The following is a 16458-nucleotide window of genomic DNA, read 5'->3' as shown; positions in this document are numbered from 1 at the left end:
CGAACCTTAATTTCAAAGTCCAAGAAATGGGATGCAGTTCATTTGCACCACCTTGGTACAGATTGACCTGTCCCCCTTGCTCTAAATCGGGTATAAAGGCGTGCAGCATATCGAACGAAAGGCAATTTGCATGAATGACTTTATGAAGGGCCGCAATGGCGCCGATGAGCTCACCATCGTTATGGGCTTTGTCGGCATCGTCATCGCGATGATCGGATCGATAGCCCATATCCAGTGGCTCAGCTGGATTGCCATCGCCGTAATCGTGATTGGCGTGCTGCGCGGCCTGTCCAAAAACATCGACGCACGTCGCAAGGAAAACGCGGCCTTTGTCGCCGCGACCGCTAACGTCCCCGGCCTGGGCAAGTTCGTAGCGAGCTTGGGTAGCGGCGCCGCGGCTGCCAACGCCTCGCGCACGGCCGGTACCAGCAAGGAAGACTTTGAGCGTGCCAAGCGCACGGCCAAGAAGATGTGGAAGGGTCGCAAGACCACAGCATACCTCAAGTGCCCCAACTGCGGCCAGATGCTCTCCGTCCCCAAGGGCAAAGGCAAGATCCGCGTCACCTGCCCCAAGTGCCACGCCAAGATGGAAACCCGCTCCTAACGCCCGCACGCGGGACAAATTAATCAGGTTTGTTTGTCCCAAATCTTAAGTATTTGTTCGATAAAAAAGCCGAGGCCTCGTGTTGAGACCTCAGCTTTTTGCATGCGGCAACGGAGCTGCCCCTTTGTCACATCTACGCCACACCGTCGCGGGCAAGCTCCTCGGCCAACGCCTCGGCAGGCATGGCCATAATCGCGTCGAGCTCGGCGTCCACCTCGGGAATACGCTTCACCTTGAGCTTGCGTACCAAATCACCGCGACACATCACATGCGTCGGCTCACGCAGAGTGCACAGGTCATCGAGCGGATTCTTGCGCGTCACCAGGATATCGGCGGCCTTGCCGCACTCGATCGTACCGGTCTCGCCGCCCAGCCCCAGCAGCTCGGCGTTGACTTGCGTAGCCGTATGCAGCGCGAAGGCGTTGCTCACACCGACATACTTGGCAAAATAGGCCACCTCACGCCACATGTCGTACTGCGTCACGAACGGGCAGCTTGAGTCCGTGCCCAGGCCCACCTTAATGCCAGCTTCCAGCGCGGCACGGGCGCTCTCGATGATGCCCGAGCACACGATGTCGCCGTTCTTCTTTTGTGTATCGGTCGAATGGGTCTTTTCCGGGTCGAGCAATACAAACGGCAGCGCCGGGCTGATCGTGCAGGTCACGCTCGGCGCGCGTCCCTCGAGCTGTGTGCCCGCGGCGCCGCGATACAGCTCCAGGATCTCGGGCGTCATCGGGGCACCGTGCTCGATCGTGTCGACCCCGGCCTCAAGCGCGGCCTTCACGCCCTCGGTGCTCTCGACATGAGCCATAACCGGCAGGCCCACCTCGTGCGCCGCCTTGCACGCCGCCGCGGCAACATCGATCGGCATGCGCAGCACGCCCGGCTCGCCAACTTCGGTCGCGTCGAACACGCCACCCGTCACGAACAACTTGATGACGTCGGCACCACGAGCGTACAAGTCGCGCACCTGTTCGGCCGCCTCGTCGGGCGTATTGGCGACCTGCGCGAACAGCCCCGCGCCGTGGCCACCCGGCACTGTAACGCCCGTTCCCGGCGCTACCAGACGCGGACCCTGATACTTGCCGGCATCGATAGCATCGCGCACGGCGATGTCGGCAAACAGCGGGTCACCCGCACCGCGCACCGTAGTCACGCCGCTTGCCAGCTGCTGTTGGGCGCTGCCTTTGAGGATGTGGCGAACGATGGCGCGGCCCACGGGATTGTCGAGCTTCTTCATCAGCGCGCCCGCATCACCCGCCGAGACCGGCTTGCCCGAACCGCACAGATGCACGTGCATATTGATGAGGCCCGGCATGAGATACGCCCCTGCCAGGTCGATGACCTCGGCCCCCGCTGGAGCTTGGGCCACAGCGCTCGGTCCCATCCAGGTGATGATGCCACGCTCGACGACCACGGCCATATCGGGCTGCGGCTCCATATGCTCCGAACCATCCAGAACGGTCGCATTGATAAACAATGTGGGACGATCGGCAGATGCCATATCGAGCTCCTCCCTCACGAGCAACTTGAACATTTGTCCATTATCACCCAGTGCGGCAGGGTTGCTGCGGACATATCGGTTAACGGAGAAAGGATGAGACACGGAGAACGGAATGCATTGCAGTCCCATCCCAGCGACATCCGGGAAATGTCTAGATCTGTAACAGGTAGACCGGGTTTTAGCAGCCAGATGTTACAGATCGAGATCTTTCGGCACCGCGTCCAACCTTTGTCTCAATCTGTAACAAGTAGACAGGTTTTCGGCCTCTAGATGTTACAGATCGAGATATTTTAGCGGCAGCCAACCTTCTGTCTCGATCTGTAACAGTTGCGAGGCCAAACGGCCCCTTGTTGTTACAGATCGAGACAAACTCGGCAGGAACAACCACATCCGCGTCAGTTACACCCCTCAGCGCCCATACCACTGCCGCCTCCACTGCTCAGCCAAATCGGCCCACTGCGGAATGCCCGCCAGTCTCATCTTTTCAGCCAGCTTCCCCGGATTCTTGAGCTCATCAAACGTAAACCTCAGCACCTTATGTTCGAGCATCGTCAGATGAGACTCTCGCTGACGTTCTGCCACGAACGGGTCGACCGACTCCCGACCCTCGTCGTTCTGTAAGGCATACTTTCCCTTTCCATCGAGCTCGCCAATCACGCACGTCCCGTCCTCGAGCCTCCAGAAATAATCAACGCGAAACACTTGGCTCGAATCAAGCGGGTCACGAAACTCCACCTGCAACTCTGGCACCGGAAAACCGTATGCAATAAAGAATGCCCGGAACCGAGACTCGCCACCGTTTTCGGACAGCCCGTCCGCATGCGACGCAATCACCTGAGCTCTGCGATATCCGCGTCTGCCCTCGCAATCGGCCTGGAGCCGTTCGCAGAGGTCGTCGCGCGATATGCCCTTCGCCCGCAGCGCAGAATCGGCGATCGCCAGACCATACGAAAACGGCGCACGCAGCAGACAGTCCTTCACCGTGCGCCAAAACGGCGTCACTCGCACGCCGTCGACGCGCTCAAGCGCACCCGCCGCCTGCGGACGCAACAGCCGGCATCCTGCACTCAGCGGCACCGAGCAACCTGTCTTAACAAGAAATCGCGGCCCAAGCAGATCATTTGGCACCTCCAGACCCCACAAAAGTGCCGCGTCGTAACCCCAAAACGCCCAATCGGGATGAAACTCCGCAAGCCCTTTGATGGTCCGCAGCGCTCGCTCCGTCGGCGTCAACGCATCCCAATCACGCTGAAAACAGAACAGGTGCGACTCAGGCTCCGCGATATCGTCGGTTCCCACATGGCGCCGCAGCCACATGAGCTCGGCATTGTCGTGCGTCACAAGCAGCACGCCTAGTTCAGCCGCCTCCGTGAGCCTGGCAAGCATCCTATTCCGCGCCAACGTGTTGCGAGCCGTATGCTTGTGTTTGAGAACGGTATTAGACACTTCCATCACCACCACATCGGACAAATGGACCATTGTCACCGTTGCCTCCGCTGATAAACGTCTTGATCTGTAACAGTTAGACGTTCTCCAGGCCCCTAAACGTTACAGATTTAGACAAACCAGCGGCGCCCAGGTATTCGTCTCGATCTGTAACAGGTAGACCGGTTTTTTGTCCCTAAACGTTACAGATCGAGACATAAAGGCAGAAGGCAAGGCAGGCGACAACCGTCCATCCCCTACTCCCATTCCTGTTCGTAGATGTTGAGCGACTTTACGTACCGCCCCTGGGCGCCCATGATGTCGCGGACCAGACGCAAGAAGAAGCTGATGCACGAGGTGTCAAAGCCGTCCTGCAGGTCCTCCGGATGCACCGCACCCGGCCCATCGACCGCCGTATCGCTCAGCCGCGCGATGTCATACAGGTAGAGCTGTCCCGCCGTAAGCCAGACATCGTCGACGCAGGCGAGGCGCACCGCAATCGCGCCGTCACTCCAGTGCTCCTTCTGCACGATATGCGGATCGTAGACATCAAAGCGATGATCGGTGCGTGTGTCCTTCAGCGCAACCATGCCGTTCGCAGGATCCTTGTCCAAAATGCCAAAGCGCGAGAAATACTGCGTGTCGCGTACCTGCTCGAGCCGCTTGAGCGAGGCAGGCGAAAGCGATGCCGGCGGCTCGTCAACATACAGCTCGAGCAGCGTCTTGCCATGGCGATAGGGGCGCTCGAAGAGCAGCCAATCGGTAAATGCCATGTTGTAGGCCATGATTTCGTTTTGCGAAGGCTCGGTGCAATAGCTGAGCCACGGGTCGACAATGATCTCGAACTGTTCGCGCGCCGGCTCCAAAAACTGGAACTTCCGCAGCATCCAAAAATGGGCCATGTCGGCAATATCGTTGCCGACGGCTTCGGCTAGCTCTGCTCTGTCAAAAGCGTGGTCAGTCATGGCATCCTCCTCAAACTGATGGACCTCAATTTGAGCTTACGAGGAAGGTGGGCAGCCACGACCAGCGCGGGCAAAATAGGCCTCCGACTGCAAACCAGATACTGACCAAACACTTGACGAAAAGCTTGATCGAAAATGCGCACCGCAACAAAACCGCAGGTAGACATAGACGGCCAACCCGCCCTTTTGAGCCAGATGCCCGCAGCCACCACAGAAACAACAGGTGACCACAGCCCGAGAAGTCGACAAATGAACATCCGTACGTCGACAAACGAGCAAACTGCTCGCAAATCCGCAAGGAGTGTCCCCGAGTGCCGACAGAAAAGGAACGTCCCTAACTGCCGGCACTTAGGCGGCACTTAGGGACGTTCCTTTTGTGCCGGCCGTTGGGGACAGCCCTTGACGATTCAGCTGTGGGCAGCAGCCTTACAGCGCCAGCGCGTCGGCGACTTCGGCAGCGCAGGCCAAGGCGTCGGCCATAGCGTTCACCACGAGCGAGCTGCCGTTGCGAGCGTCACCGGCAACATACACCGGCGCGGCATCCGCGGCGACGCCCTCCGTGCGAGCCGCGAGATGCGAGCCCTCGGCAGCCATCACCGGCAGCGGACGACCAGCGATGGCAACAGGCACGCTCACCGCATCGAACACGCCGTGCTCCGGACCCGTAAAGCCGCAGGCAATGAGCACCAGCTGCGCCGGCACCTCGTGCTCGGAGCCCGCGATGCGCTCGGGCTTTCCCGCCGACCAGTCCAGATCGACCACGCGCAGACCCGCAGCCGCACCCTTCTTGTCCAACAGCACCTCGAGCGTATCCACGCCCCAGGCACGCATCTCACCACCCATCGCAGCGATAGCCTCCTGCTGGCCGTAGTCGGTCTTCTTAACGTTGGGCCACTGCGGCCAGGGGTTGCTCGCCGCGCGCTTATCGGGCGCAGCCGGCAAGAACTCAAACTGGCGCACGCTGCGCGCGCCCTGACGCACCGCGGTACCCACGCAGTCGTTGCCGGTATCGCCACCGCCAATGACCACGACGTCCAGGCCGCGTGCGTTCACCGCGGGCTTGCCGCCATCGAGCACCGAGACGGTCGAAGCCGTCAGGTAGTCCACGGCATACACCACGCCCGGGGCATCAATGTTCGCAGCCGAAAGTCCACGCGGAGCACGGGCGCCGGCAGCCACCACGGCGGCGTCAAAGTCGTCGAGCCTGGCGGTAACCTTGGGATCGCTCACGTCGGCGCCCAGCTCGAACACAATACCCAGCTCGCGCATGAGCGCCACACGACGCTCAACCACAGACTTCTCGAGCTTCATGTTGGGAATGCCGTACATGAGTAGGCCGCCGGGGCGGTCGTCGCGCTCAAACACCGTCACGCGGGCACCGCGACGTGCAAGCTCCCATGCTGCCACCAGGCCAGCCGGGCCGGAACCAACCACGGCGACCGAGGGCGCGTCCTCCCCTGCCGGCTCAAAGCGACGTGGGCCGCCGTTGGCCCACTCATGGTCGCTGATCGCACGCTCGTTATCGTGAATCGTCGTGGGTTGGCCGTCGACCGAGCCCAGGTTGCACGCGGCCTCGCACAGTGCCGGGCACACGCGGCTCGTGAACTCAGGCATGGGCGAGGTGAGCGACAGGCGCTCGGCAGCCTCAACCCAGCGGCCGCGGTACACCAGCTCGTTCCACTCGGGAATCAAGTTGTGCAGCGGGCAGCCGCTCGGACGTGCCTTGCCAAAGCTCGCGCCCATCTGGCAAAACGCCACGCCGCACATCATGCAGCGGCTCGCCTGGGCGCGACGTGCGTCGTCATCGAGCTCCACATACAGGGGATCAAAATCATGACTGCGCTCCTCCACGGGACGCAGCTCGTGGGTCACGCGATCGATATCAAGAAAAGCACCGGGCTTATCCATGGCACTTACGCCTCCTTCTTGGTCGAAGCAACAGGGCTGGCAGCCACGGACGCAGCACCCGCAGCACCGCCCGCAATATCGAAGCGAGCGACATCCGCGGCGCTCGCGCGACCGGTCACAATGTCAAACGCCAGCTCCTCTGCCTGCGCATGCGTCTTACCGGCAGCCTCGCTCGCAGCGACAATCGCCAGCACACGCTCGTACTCGGTCGGAATGACCTTCACAAAGTGCTTGCTCATCGTCTCAAAGCTGTAGAGCAGCTTGATGCCGCGCGGGCTCTGCGTCGCGTCCACGTGCTCCTGGATGAGCTCGCGAATCTGCGCCAGCTCGCCGGCAGTCGGGGCCTTGAGCTCAACGCTCTCGTGGTTCACGCGGGCATCGAGCGTGCCGTACTGGTCAAAAACATAAGCCACGCCACCCGTCATGCCGGCAGCGAAGTTCTGCCCGACCTCGCCCAGGATGAGCGCCAGGCCACCCGTCATGTACTCGCAACCGTGGTTGCCGCAACCCTCGACCACCACGGTGGCACCGGAGTTGCGTACGCCAAAGCGCTGGCCGGCCAGGCCGTTGATGAAGCCACGGCCGCTCGTGGCGCCAAAGAACGCAACGTTGCCCACGATGATGTTCTCGTCGAACTTGTAGGTCGCATGCGGATTGGGGCGCACCGACACCTCGCCGCCCGAAAGGCCCTTGCCAAAGTAGTCGTTGGCGTCGCCGCACACGTTGAGCGTAATGCCGCGCGGCAGGAACGCGCCAAAACTCTGACCGGCTGAACCATCGCAATCGATGGTAATGGAGCCGGCGGGCAGGCCCTCGGGATGCGCCTTGGTCACCGCGTTGCCCAAGATGGTGCCGACGCAGCGGTTGACGTTGGCGATATCGGCGCGGAAGCGTATCGGACGCAGGTGCGCACGGGCATCGGCCGTATAGGGCACAAACAACGTGGAGTCGAGCGTCTTGTCGAGCTCGCTGTCGGCAGCCATCTGCGGCAGGAAGTGACGACCGTCGGCACCCGGAATATGGGCACCAAACTCACAGGTCGCGCTCGCCAGCACGGGCGACAGATCCAGCAGGTTAGCCTTGCGGTTCCCCGGGACCTCGATCTGGCGCAAGCACTCGGGATGGCCGACCATCTCGTCGACGGTGCGGAAGCCCAGGCTCGCCATGACCTCGCGCAGTTGCTCGGCAACAAAGAGCATAAAGTGCTCGACGTGCTCTGGCTTGCCGCGGAAGCCGCGACGCAGGCGGCAGTTTTGCGTAGCGATGCCGGCGGGGCAGGTATCCTGCTGGCAGTCGCGCTGCATGAGGCAGCCCATCGAGATGAGCGGCATGGTCGCAAAGCCAAACTCCTCGGCGCCCAACAGGCAGGCGACAGCAACATCGGTGCCGTCCATGAGCTTGCCGTCGGCCTCGAGCACCACGCGCGAGCGCAGGCCGTTTTGCAGCAGCGTCTGCTGAGCCTCGGCAAGGCCAAGCTCCAGCGGCAGACCGGCGTGCCAGATCGAATCGCGCGCAGCGGCACCCGAGCCGCCATTGTGGCCGCTGATCAAAATCTTGTCGGCAGCACCCTTGGCAACACCAGTGGCGATGGTGCCGACACCAGCCTCGCTGACCAGCTTGACCGACACGCGCGCACCGGGGTTGGCGTTCTTAAGGTCGAAGATCAGCTCGGCCAGGTCCTCAATGGAGTAGATGTCGTGATGCGGCGGAGGCGAGATCAGGCCGATGCCGGGCGTGGACTGACGGACCTCGGCAATCCAGGGGTAGACCTTCTTGCCGGGCAGGTGGCCACCCTCGCCGGGCTTGGCGCCCTGGGCCATCTTGATCTGAATCTCGAAGGCGCTGCACAGGTAGCGGCTCGTCACGCCAAAGCGCGCACTTGCCACCTGCTTGATCGCGGAGTTCTTGGAGTCACCGTTAGCCAGCGGGGTCTCGCGACGCGGATCCTCACCGCCCTCGCCCGAGTTGGAACGGCCGTGCAGGCGGTTCATGGCGATGGCCATGCACTCGTGTGCTTCCTTGCTGATGGAGCCGTACGACATGGCGCCGGTGTTAAAGCGGCGGACGATGTTGAGCGCGGACTCGACCTCGTCGAGCGAAACCGGCGTGCGGCCGCTGGCATCAAAGTCGAGCAAGTCGCGCAGACGCACGGTACGGCCGGTGCGGTGCAGGCGGGCGCTGTACTCCTTAAAGGTGTCGTAGCTGTCCTCACGGCAGGCGGTCTGCAGCAGGTAGACGGTCTGGGGGTCGATGAGGTGTTCCTCGCCGCCGAGCGGGCGCCACTTGGTCAGGCCCAGCGTGGGCAGCTGATCGGGAGCCGGGCTCTTAAGGATAGCGAGCGCGGCGTCGTAGCGCTCGTTTTGCTCGCGTTCAACGTCCTCGACACCCATACCGCCCACACGGCTCACCGTGCCGGCAAAGTACGCGTTGACGAACTCCGGCGTAAAGCCCACGGCTTCGAAGATCTGCGCCGAATGGTAGCTCTGCACCGTGGAGATGCCCATCTTGGACATGATGGAGACGATGCCGGCGGTCGCAGCCTTGTTGTAGTTGGCGATGCCCTGCTCGGCCGTCACGTCCAGGTCGCCGCGTGCCGCCAGATCGCGGATGCACGCATGTGCGTTGTACGGATAGATGCCGCTCGCGGAGTAGCCCACCAGTGCCGCAAAGTCGTGCGGGGACACGGCGTCACCGCACTCCACCACGATGTCGGCAAAAGTACGAACGCCGGCGCGGATCAGGTGGTTGTGCACGCAGCCCACGGCGAGCAGCGACGGCACGGGCACCTCGCCCGCAGCGGCACGATCGCTCAACACCACAATGTTCACGCCGTCGCGGACCGCAGCCTCAACGTCCTCGGCAAGCTGTTTGAGCGCAGCCTGCAGCGCGCCCTCGCCGGCATCGCGGCGGTAGACGGCACGGAAACGACGGGTCTTAAAGCCAACACGGTCGATGGCACAGATATGCTCGAACTCTTCCTCGTTGAGCAATGGGCGCTCCAAGCGCACCAGCTGACAGGCCGTGCGGGAATCCTCGAGCAGGTTGCCGTGGTTGCCCAGGTAGAGCGTGGTCGAAGTCACCATGTGCTCGCGCAGGGCATCGATCGGAGGATTCGTGACCTGAGCGAACAGCTGATAGAAGTAGTCAAAGAACGAACGCGTCTTCTTGGACAGGCAGGCCAACGGCGCATCGATACCCATCGAGGCGAGCGGGGCCTTGCCCTGCTGGGCCATGGGGCGCACGACCTCGTCAACATCATCCCAGTGATAGCCGAGCTTGGCCATGCGCACGGCGGCGGGCACCTCGGCATCCTCGGCGGGCGCGGGCGCGGCGGGCTCATCGAGCGCGTCGACGGTCAGTGTCTCCTCGGCAATCCAGTCGCGGTAGGGCTTCTCCTTGGCATAGCGGGCGCGCAGCTCGTCGTTGTAGATCACGCGGCCGCGGGCAAAATCGACCTCGAGCATCTGGCCCGGTCCCAGGCAGCCGCTCGTCAGGATGTTCTCGGGGCTCACCTCGATGGTGCCCACCTCGCTTGCCAGCATAAAGCGGCCATCGCGCGTCACGTAGTAGCGGGCGGGGCGCAAGCCGTTGCGGTCGAGGGCGGCGCCCAGCGTGCGACCGTCGGTAAAGGCGATGGCCGCCGGGCCGTCCCAGGGCTCCATGAGCATGGACTGGTAAGCGTCGTAGGCGCGGCGCTCCTCACTCAGGCTATCGTTGTGGTCCCACGGCTCGGGCAGCAACATGGACGCGGCACGCGTGAGCGGGCGACCGTTCATGACCAAGAATTCGAGCACGTTGTCCAGAATCGCGGAGTCGGAACCCTCGCGGTTGATGATGGGCATCACGCGCTCAAGATCGTGCTGCAGCACGGGGCTGTACAGGTTGGGTTCGCGGGCGCGAATCCAGTTGACGTTGCCCTTGAGGGTGTTGATCTCGCCGTTATGGATGATAAAGCGGTTGGGGTGCGCACGCTCCCAGCTGGGCGTGGTGTTGGTGGAGTAGCGCGAGTGGACGAGCGCCACGGCCGTTTTGACGGCGGCGTCGTTGAGGTCGATGAAGAAGCGGCGCATCTGCGTGGCGACCAGCATGCCCTTGTACACGATGGTGCGCGAGCTCATGGAGCACACGTAGAAGATCTTGTCTCGCAGGGCAAACTCGGCATCGGCCTTCTTTTCGATGGTGCGGCGGCACACGTACAGACGACGCTCAAAGGCATCGCCGGCGGGCGTGTCGTCCGGACGGCCCAGGAAGGCCTGCAGGATAGTGGGCATGCAGGCGCGGGCCGTCTCGCCCAGGTCGTGCGGGTCGACGGGCACCTCGCGCCAAAAGAGCAGCGGCACGCCGGCCTCGGCACAGCCCTCCTCAAACACGCGGCGGGCATCCTCTACGCCCTTGTCGTCCTGCGGGAAGAACAGCATGGCCACGCCATAGTCGCCCTCTGCCGGCAGAATCTGACCGCACTTTTGAGCCTCTTTACGGAAAAAGTGATGCGGAACCTGGAACAGGATGCCGGCGCCGTCGCCGGTGTTCTTCTCGAGTCCCGTACCGCCGCGGTGCTCCAAGTTGACCAGAATGGACAGCGCGTCGTCCAGAATCTGGTGATGGCGCTCACCGTTGATATCGGCAAGCGCGCCGATGCCACATGCATCGTGGTCGAATTCGGGGCGATAAAGGCCCTGCTGCTGAGCGGAATCTGCCTGCATCGCGATCCTCCCCTAGATATTTAGACAGTCAGTTGAATAGGCATACTAGGAGCATCGCCGACCCGTTGTGTTTCCCACCCGTTTCGAAACAATCGCGTAACGCACGCCCTACGAGTGGACACCGCCGACCTCAAGGGCGACAACATAGGCCCCAAGTTCGGCCTGTTAGCTCACCACTTCAAACATCTCAATCTGTAACACGAAGGCCCAATTACGACGACTAACTGTTACAGATTGAGATGTTTTCGAGAGACAGTTCCGAATGTCTCGATCTGTAACACAAAGGGCCGGTTTTGGCGGCAAACTGTTACAGATCGAGACATTCCATAGGACCATTTCTTCCTGTCTCGATCTGTAACACCTAGGCCCAATTTCCATCCCTCGTTGTTACAGATCGAGACATTTCGGCAGCCCCCTTTCACCATCCCATTCAAATACAACAATTTTGTTAGTCTTGGTTAACTTTTAAGCTTAAAACGGGTATCCTTTGCGGCGTCAAGCAAACGACACGCACACCGTGCCAGATCAAGGAGGCCCCTATGGCGCACCAAGCAGACCAGCAGACGATGCAACTCGTCCTTATCCGTCACGGAGAGTCCGAGTGGAACAAGCTCAACCTGTTCACCGGCTGGACCGATGTTGAGCTCACCGACACGGGCCGCGAAGAAGCCGCAGCAGGCGGTCGAGCCCTCAAAGAAGCGGGCTTCGACTTCGGCGTCTGCTACACCTCGCGTCTCAAGCGCGCAATTCACACCCTCGACATCGTGCTCGGCCAAATGGATCGCGAGTGGTTGCCCGTCATCAAATCCTGGAAGCTCAACGAGCGCCACTACGGAGCGTTGCAGGGTCTCAACAAGGCCGATGCCGCAGCGGAGCACGGCGACGAGCAGGTGCTCATCTGGCGCCGCTCCTTCGATGTCTGCCCGCCGGCACTCGAGCCGGACGACGCGCGCGATCCCCACACCCAGGAGCAATACCGTGATGTCGCGCCCGATCAGCTGCCCTATACCGAGTGCCTCAAGGACACGATCGCCCGCGCCTGGCCTTATTTCGAAGACGAGATTCGCCCCCAGATGCTCGCCGGCAAGCGCGTACTCATCGCCGCACACGGCAACTCCCTGCGCTCACTCGTCATGAAGCTCGAGCACCTCACGCCCGAGGAGATCCTCAAGGTCAACATCCCCACCGGCGTGCCGCTCGTCTACACCTTCGACACCGATTTCAACGTCCTCGACAAGCGCTACATCGGCGACCCGGCGACCATCGCCGCCAAGATCGACGCCGTGGCCAATCAGGGCAAAGCGCACAAGTAGCCCCAACCCAAATCCGACGCGTGGCGCCGCACGACCCAGATGCGACGTCACGCCGCCCATACGCAGGAGCGCACCATGCTCAACCATCTCAAACAGCACTTTGGCTCCCGACGCACCGGTGGTCACGGAGGCCTAGACATTGCGCGGCATATCGGCCCCGGGCTGCTCGTGACCGTCGGCTTTATCGACCCGGGCAACTGGGCCTCCAATATGGCCGCGGGCTCGCAGTTTGGCTACGCGCTGCTGTGGATCGTCACGCTGTCCACGATTATGCTCATCGTGCTGCAGCACAACGCGGCGCACTTGGGCATCGCCACGGGCGCCTGCCTTGCCGAGGCCACGACCCGCTTTCTCCCCCGCATCGTGGGACGCGCGGTGCTCGGCAGCGCCTATCTCGCGACCATCGCCACCGCCATGGCCGAAGTCCTGGGCGGCGCGATTGCCCTTCAAATGCTCTTTGGGCTGCCCGTGCGTGCGGGCTGCGTCATCGTGGCGGCAGTATCGATGGCGATGCTCATGACGAACTCCTACAAGCGAGCCGAACGCTGGATCATCGCCTTCGTAGGCGTGGTAGGACTCTCGTTTTTGGCCGAGCTTGCACTAGTCAAGGTCGACTGGCCGCAAGCCGCCGCAAGCTGGATCACGCCCAGTATGCCCACTGGCTCTGCCGCGATTATCGTGAGTGTCCTGGGTGCGGTCGTTATGCCACACAACCTTTTTCTGCACTCCGAGGTCATCCAATCCATGCACTTCGAAGGCCAAGGCGAGCAGGTTATCGAAGAGCGTCTGCGCTACGAGCTCTTCGACACGCTCTTTTCGATGGGCGTGGGCTGGGCAATCAACTCGGCCATGGTCATCCTGGCCGCAACGACCTTCTTTGCGCACGGCATGGTCGTAGACGACCTCGCCGTCGCAGCGGCCACGCTCTCCCCCATTCTGGGCCCGGCGAGCTCGACCATCTTTGCGGTAGCGCTGCTGTTCGCGGGACTATCGAGCAGCGTGACAGCGGGCATGGCGGCGGGGACCATCACTGCGGGCATGTTCGACGAGGAATACGATATCCACGACCGACATTCCTCGATCGGGGTGGCGGCCTGTTTCGTCGGCGCAGTGACGGCGTGCCTGGTCGTCCCAAATCCTTTTGAAGGTCTCATCTGGAGTCAGGCACTGCTGTCGCTTCAGCTACCGATTACGGTCTTTGTGCTCATACGGCTCACCAGTTCACCCCGCGTCATGGGCAAATACGCCAATTCGCGTCCACTCAACGCGCTGCTCGTAGGGATCGGTGCCATCGTGACGATTCTCGATGTCGTGTTGTTGACAGGGATGTAATGGGGCGGGGCACCTACTCAGGCAAACGTCTCGATCTGTAACATCTAGACCCGCTTTCGATGTCTAGATGTTACAGATTGAGATCTTCTGCCGGACGGTTTTGGTTTGTCTCGATATGTAACAAGTGGGCCCAATTTCCACCGTTAGATGTTACAGATTGAGACAAAAGGTCGGCCGGACTCACAACAGACAGGATCGGCCAACAGCAACCGTGATCCCTTGGGGGCGGAGGAAAAGGGCCCCGGCCGAGAATTCGACCGAGGCCCTTGAACAGAGCTATGTTCGGCTTTCGCCGTGTGTCTGCGAGCTACTCCTCGACGAGCTCAAACTGATCGGGACCGACGCCGCACACCGGGCACACATAATCCTCGGGCAGCTCGGGCGTATCGACCTCAACCTCGTAACCGCAAACGACGCACACGAACTTATACGTCTTCTTCTCCTCAGCCATGATGTTCTCCTCTCAAACGCGACTGGTGATGTACTTCATTTATCAGTATAGATTCTCAATAATATAATGCAAGTATTTTTAAAACATTTCTAGCCTTGATACGAGGACGCCTTCGGAGGCGTCTTGCCCTTCAGGACCTTATGGTAGTAATCGTAGGTGAGCGGCGTCTCGTCACTCAAGCGCTCGGCATCCTCGACCTCGCCGATAAACAGTAGATGCGTGCCAACATCCACAGTGTCGATCAAATGGCAGCTAAACAGGGCCGCCGCGTGCTCGGGCACATAGGGCATGCCCAGAGCCGTCTCGCGGGCCTCGTATTTGGCAAACTTGTCATAATCGCTGCTGGTGCGGAACCCAAAGTTACCGATGTAGAGCATATCGGCGGTCTGATCGATCACGGTCAGCGCGAACGCTTTGGCCGAAGCGATGACGCCCGAGGTGACGTTGTCCTTGTTCACGGCAACCGAAATGCGCGGCGGCATGGACGTCACCTGCACCGCAGTGTTGATGACGCAGCCGGCGCGCAGCCCGTCTGCCGCGGCGCTCACCACGTACAGACCGCTCGGCATGGTAAAGTACGCAGTTTTGTCCATAACAATCACTCCCCTAACGCGGGTTGGAACCTCATGGATGTATGTACCCACAAAAAAAGGCGGCGCCCACAACGGACACCACCTTTGAGACATATGTGTCAAAACAGTATAAGCAAGATGAGAGGCCCGCAGTTGCGGTGAAATAAGGACTGAATAGCCCCTCAAACAGGCAAAACAGTCCGTATTCCACCGCAACTTATACAGAACGCCTAGCGATTGCGCTCCTTGAGGGCGCGGTCGATCTCGCGCTGGACATCGCGCTTGGCCATATCCTCGCGCTTGTCGTAAAGCTTCTTGCCGCGGCCTAGGCCCAGCAGCAGCTTTACGCGGCCGTCGGTATTAAAGTAGAGCTCCAGCGGCACCAGCGCATAGCCGCGGTTGCGAAGTTTGCCGTCAAGAAAGTCGATCTCCTTGCGGTGCAGCAGCAGACGGCGCCGACGGTCGGGATCGCGATTCCACACGCCACCATGGCTATAAGGGTGGATATGCAGGCCGACGAGCCAGCACTCCCCACCACGAATCAGCGCGAAGGTATCGGTAATCTGGCACGCGCGCTCGCGAATCGACTTGACCTCGGTACCGCTCAGCTCAATACCGCACTCAAACGTCTCATCGATAAAGTACTCGTGATGTGCCGAGCGATTCTTGGAAATGAGCTTGCGCTCGCGCTTACTGGGCATCGCCGGCCTCCTTGACGTCGTCGGCGTTTGAGCCCGCAGCCTCGCGCTTTGCCTTGCGCTCGGCGTTAAGCTCGGCGTCGCTCTCGCGCACCAGTTTGATAATCGCCGCGCAGGCCTCCTCGCCCACCAAATCACGAGCGCGCACCGTCAGGCGCGTCGCCTCCTGCTTGTCGCCGTCGCTTGCAGCATCGGTCGCACACATGATCAGGCAGATGGCAATCTCGGCCGAAGGCGAAGTCGGCACGCCTTGCAGGGCGAGCTCACCCATCACATGGTCGTCACTCTCGTCCGCGGCATCCGGATAGGTGGTATGGATCTTGTTGAGCAGGCGCGTCGTATGCGCATCATTGGGCGCCAGGCGCAGCGCCAGACGCGCGCAGCCCACGGCTGCCGAAATGTTCTCGGTCTCGGGCTCCAAGAAGTACTGACCCAAGTTGGTGTAGGCACGTGCGGCGCACTTACCGTCGCTCGCGCGCTCCAGCACCGAGAACGAGAGCGATGCCCACTCCTGCTTGTCCTCGAGCGCGCGGAACAGCTCGGCCAAGTCCAAGCGATAGTTGCAGTTCATGGGATCCCAACGCACGGCCTGCATCAGGGCATTCCGAGCACTCACATAATCCTGCTGGCGAATGTAGGCAAACGCCATGTCGGAGTACAGGCGGTCAAAGGGAACCTCGACCTGCACCAGCTCGCGCGGATCCTTCTCCACGCGGCGATAGGCCAGGCGCTCAAACTTGCTGTCGAAGCTAAAGTACTGGCGCTTCTCCTCCGTCTTGCACTCAGCGTCGATATACTCCTCGGCGAGCTCCACCAGACGCTCAAGCAGCGGCGTCGCCGTAGCCAGGTCGCCCTGCGCCAGATAGTTCTCGGCATACGTGATGTCTTCCAAGCTGATAGGCAGGTCCATGACAACTCCTCGGTCCGGGCGGCAGACTCAACGCGCGCCTTAAATATCGGTCAATACACAAAACCCGGGTCTC

General features: G+C 61.3%; 12 protein-coding genes. 3 read left to right on the top strand and 9 right to left on the bottom strand.

What is annotated here, in order from left to right; all coding sequences use genetic code 11:
* Positions 1–130 precede the first annotated feature (130 nt).
* On the top strand, positions 131–604 hold the full coding sequence (locus DW136_RS08775) for a hypothetical protein (RefSeq protein ID WP_117716904.1): 474 nt from the start codon (positions 131–133) through the stop codon (positions 602–604).
* Positions 605–737: 133 nt separating this feature from the next.
* Here DW136_RS08775 and DW136_RS08770 read toward each other — a convergent pair whose 3' ends face one another.
* The 5 genes from DW136_RS08770 to gltB form a co-directional block, all read right to left on the bottom strand.
* Positions 738–2108, bottom strand: a complete 1371-nt coding sequence (locus DW136_RS08770) for an amidohydrolase family protein (protein ID WP_233509051.1) — start codon at positions 2106–2108, stop codon at positions 738–740.
* A 408-nt stretch (positions 2109–2516) separates the two neighbouring features.
* Positions 2517–3578 carry a hypothetical protein gene (locus DW136_RS08765; RefSeq protein WP_147351652.1) on the bottom strand — a complete coding sequence of 354 codons (1062 nt, stop codon included), beginning with the start codon at positions 3576–3578 and terminating at the stop codon, positions 2517–2519.
* A gap of 212 nt (positions 3579–3790) precedes the next feature.
* Positions 3791–4498 carry a hypothetical protein gene (locus DW136_RS08760; RefSeq protein ID WP_117716907.1) on the bottom strand — a complete coding sequence of 236 codons (708 nt, stop codon included), beginning with the start codon at positions 4496–4498 and terminating at the stop codon, positions 3791–3793.
* A gap of 426 nt (positions 4499–4924) precedes the next feature.
* The gene (locus DW136_RS08755; protein WP_117716908.1) at positions 4925–6406 is read right to left on the bottom strand and encodes a glutamate synthase subunit beta; all 1482 of its coding nucleotides are present in this window, start codon (positions 6404–6406) and stop codon (positions 4925–4927) included.
* A 5-nt stretch (positions 6407–6411) separates the two neighbouring features.
* A complete protein-coding gene (gene gltB / locus DW136_RS08750; RefSeq protein WP_117716909.1) occupies positions 6412–11109 on the bottom strand; it encodes a glutamate synthase large subunit in 4698 nt (1565 codons plus the stop codon).
* 566 nt (positions 11110–11675) lie between these two features.
* Between gltB and gpmA the strand changes: the two genes are divergently transcribed.
* Both gpmA and DW136_RS08740 read left to right on the top strand, forming a co-directional pair.
* Complete coding sequence (gene gpmA / locus DW136_RS08745) at positions 11676–12422, top strand: 2,3-diphosphoglycerate-dependent phosphoglycerate mutase (protein WP_199412252.1); 747 nt, start codon at positions 11676–11678, stop codon at positions 12420–12422.
* 75 nt (positions 12423–12497) lie between these two features.
* Positions 12498–13754, top strand: coding sequence for an Nramp family divalent metal transporter (locus tag DW136_RS08740; protein WP_117716911.1), 1257 nt, complete (start codon positions 12498–12500; stop codon positions 13752–13754).
* Positions 13755–14061: 307 nt separating this feature from the next.
* On the opposite strand, the gene DW136_RS08735 is transcribed toward DW136_RS08740, so the two are convergent.
* From DW136_RS08735 to DW136_RS08720, 4 genes are all read right to left on the bottom strand, one after another.
* A complete protein-coding gene (locus DW136_RS08735) occupies positions 14062–14205 on the bottom strand; it encodes a rubredoxin-like domain-containing protein (protein WP_055251878.1) in 144 nt (47 codons plus the stop codon).
* Positions 14206–14294: 89 nt separating this feature from the next.
* Positions 14295–14798 carry a flavin reductase family protein gene (locus DW136_RS08730; RefSeq protein ID WP_117716912.1) on the bottom strand — a complete coding sequence of 168 codons (504 nt, stop codon included), beginning with the start codon at positions 14796–14798 and terminating at the stop codon, positions 14295–14297.
* A gap of 209 nt (positions 14799–15007) precedes the next feature.
* Entirely contained in the window at positions 15008–15478 is a 471-nt protein-coding gene (gene smpB, locus DW136_RS08725; RefSeq protein WP_006235325.1) for an SsrA-binding protein SmpB, read from the bottom strand.
* A complete protein-coding gene (locus tag DW136_RS08720) occupies positions 15468–16385 on the bottom strand; it encodes a hypothetical protein (protein WP_117629560.1) in 918 nt (305 codons plus the stop codon). The genes smpB and DW136_RS08720 overlap by 11 nt, the downstream gene beginning before the upstream one ends.
* Between the last annotated feature and the right edge of the window lie 73 nt (positions 16386–16458).

Source organism: Collinsella sp. AM12-1, from assembly GCF_003472325.1.
In the GTDB taxonomy this organism is placed as follows: Bacteria; Actinomycetota; Coriobacteriia; order Coriobacteriales; family Coriobacteriaceae; genus Collinsella.
This window is presented reverse-complemented; position numbering and strand designations above follow the sequence as displayed.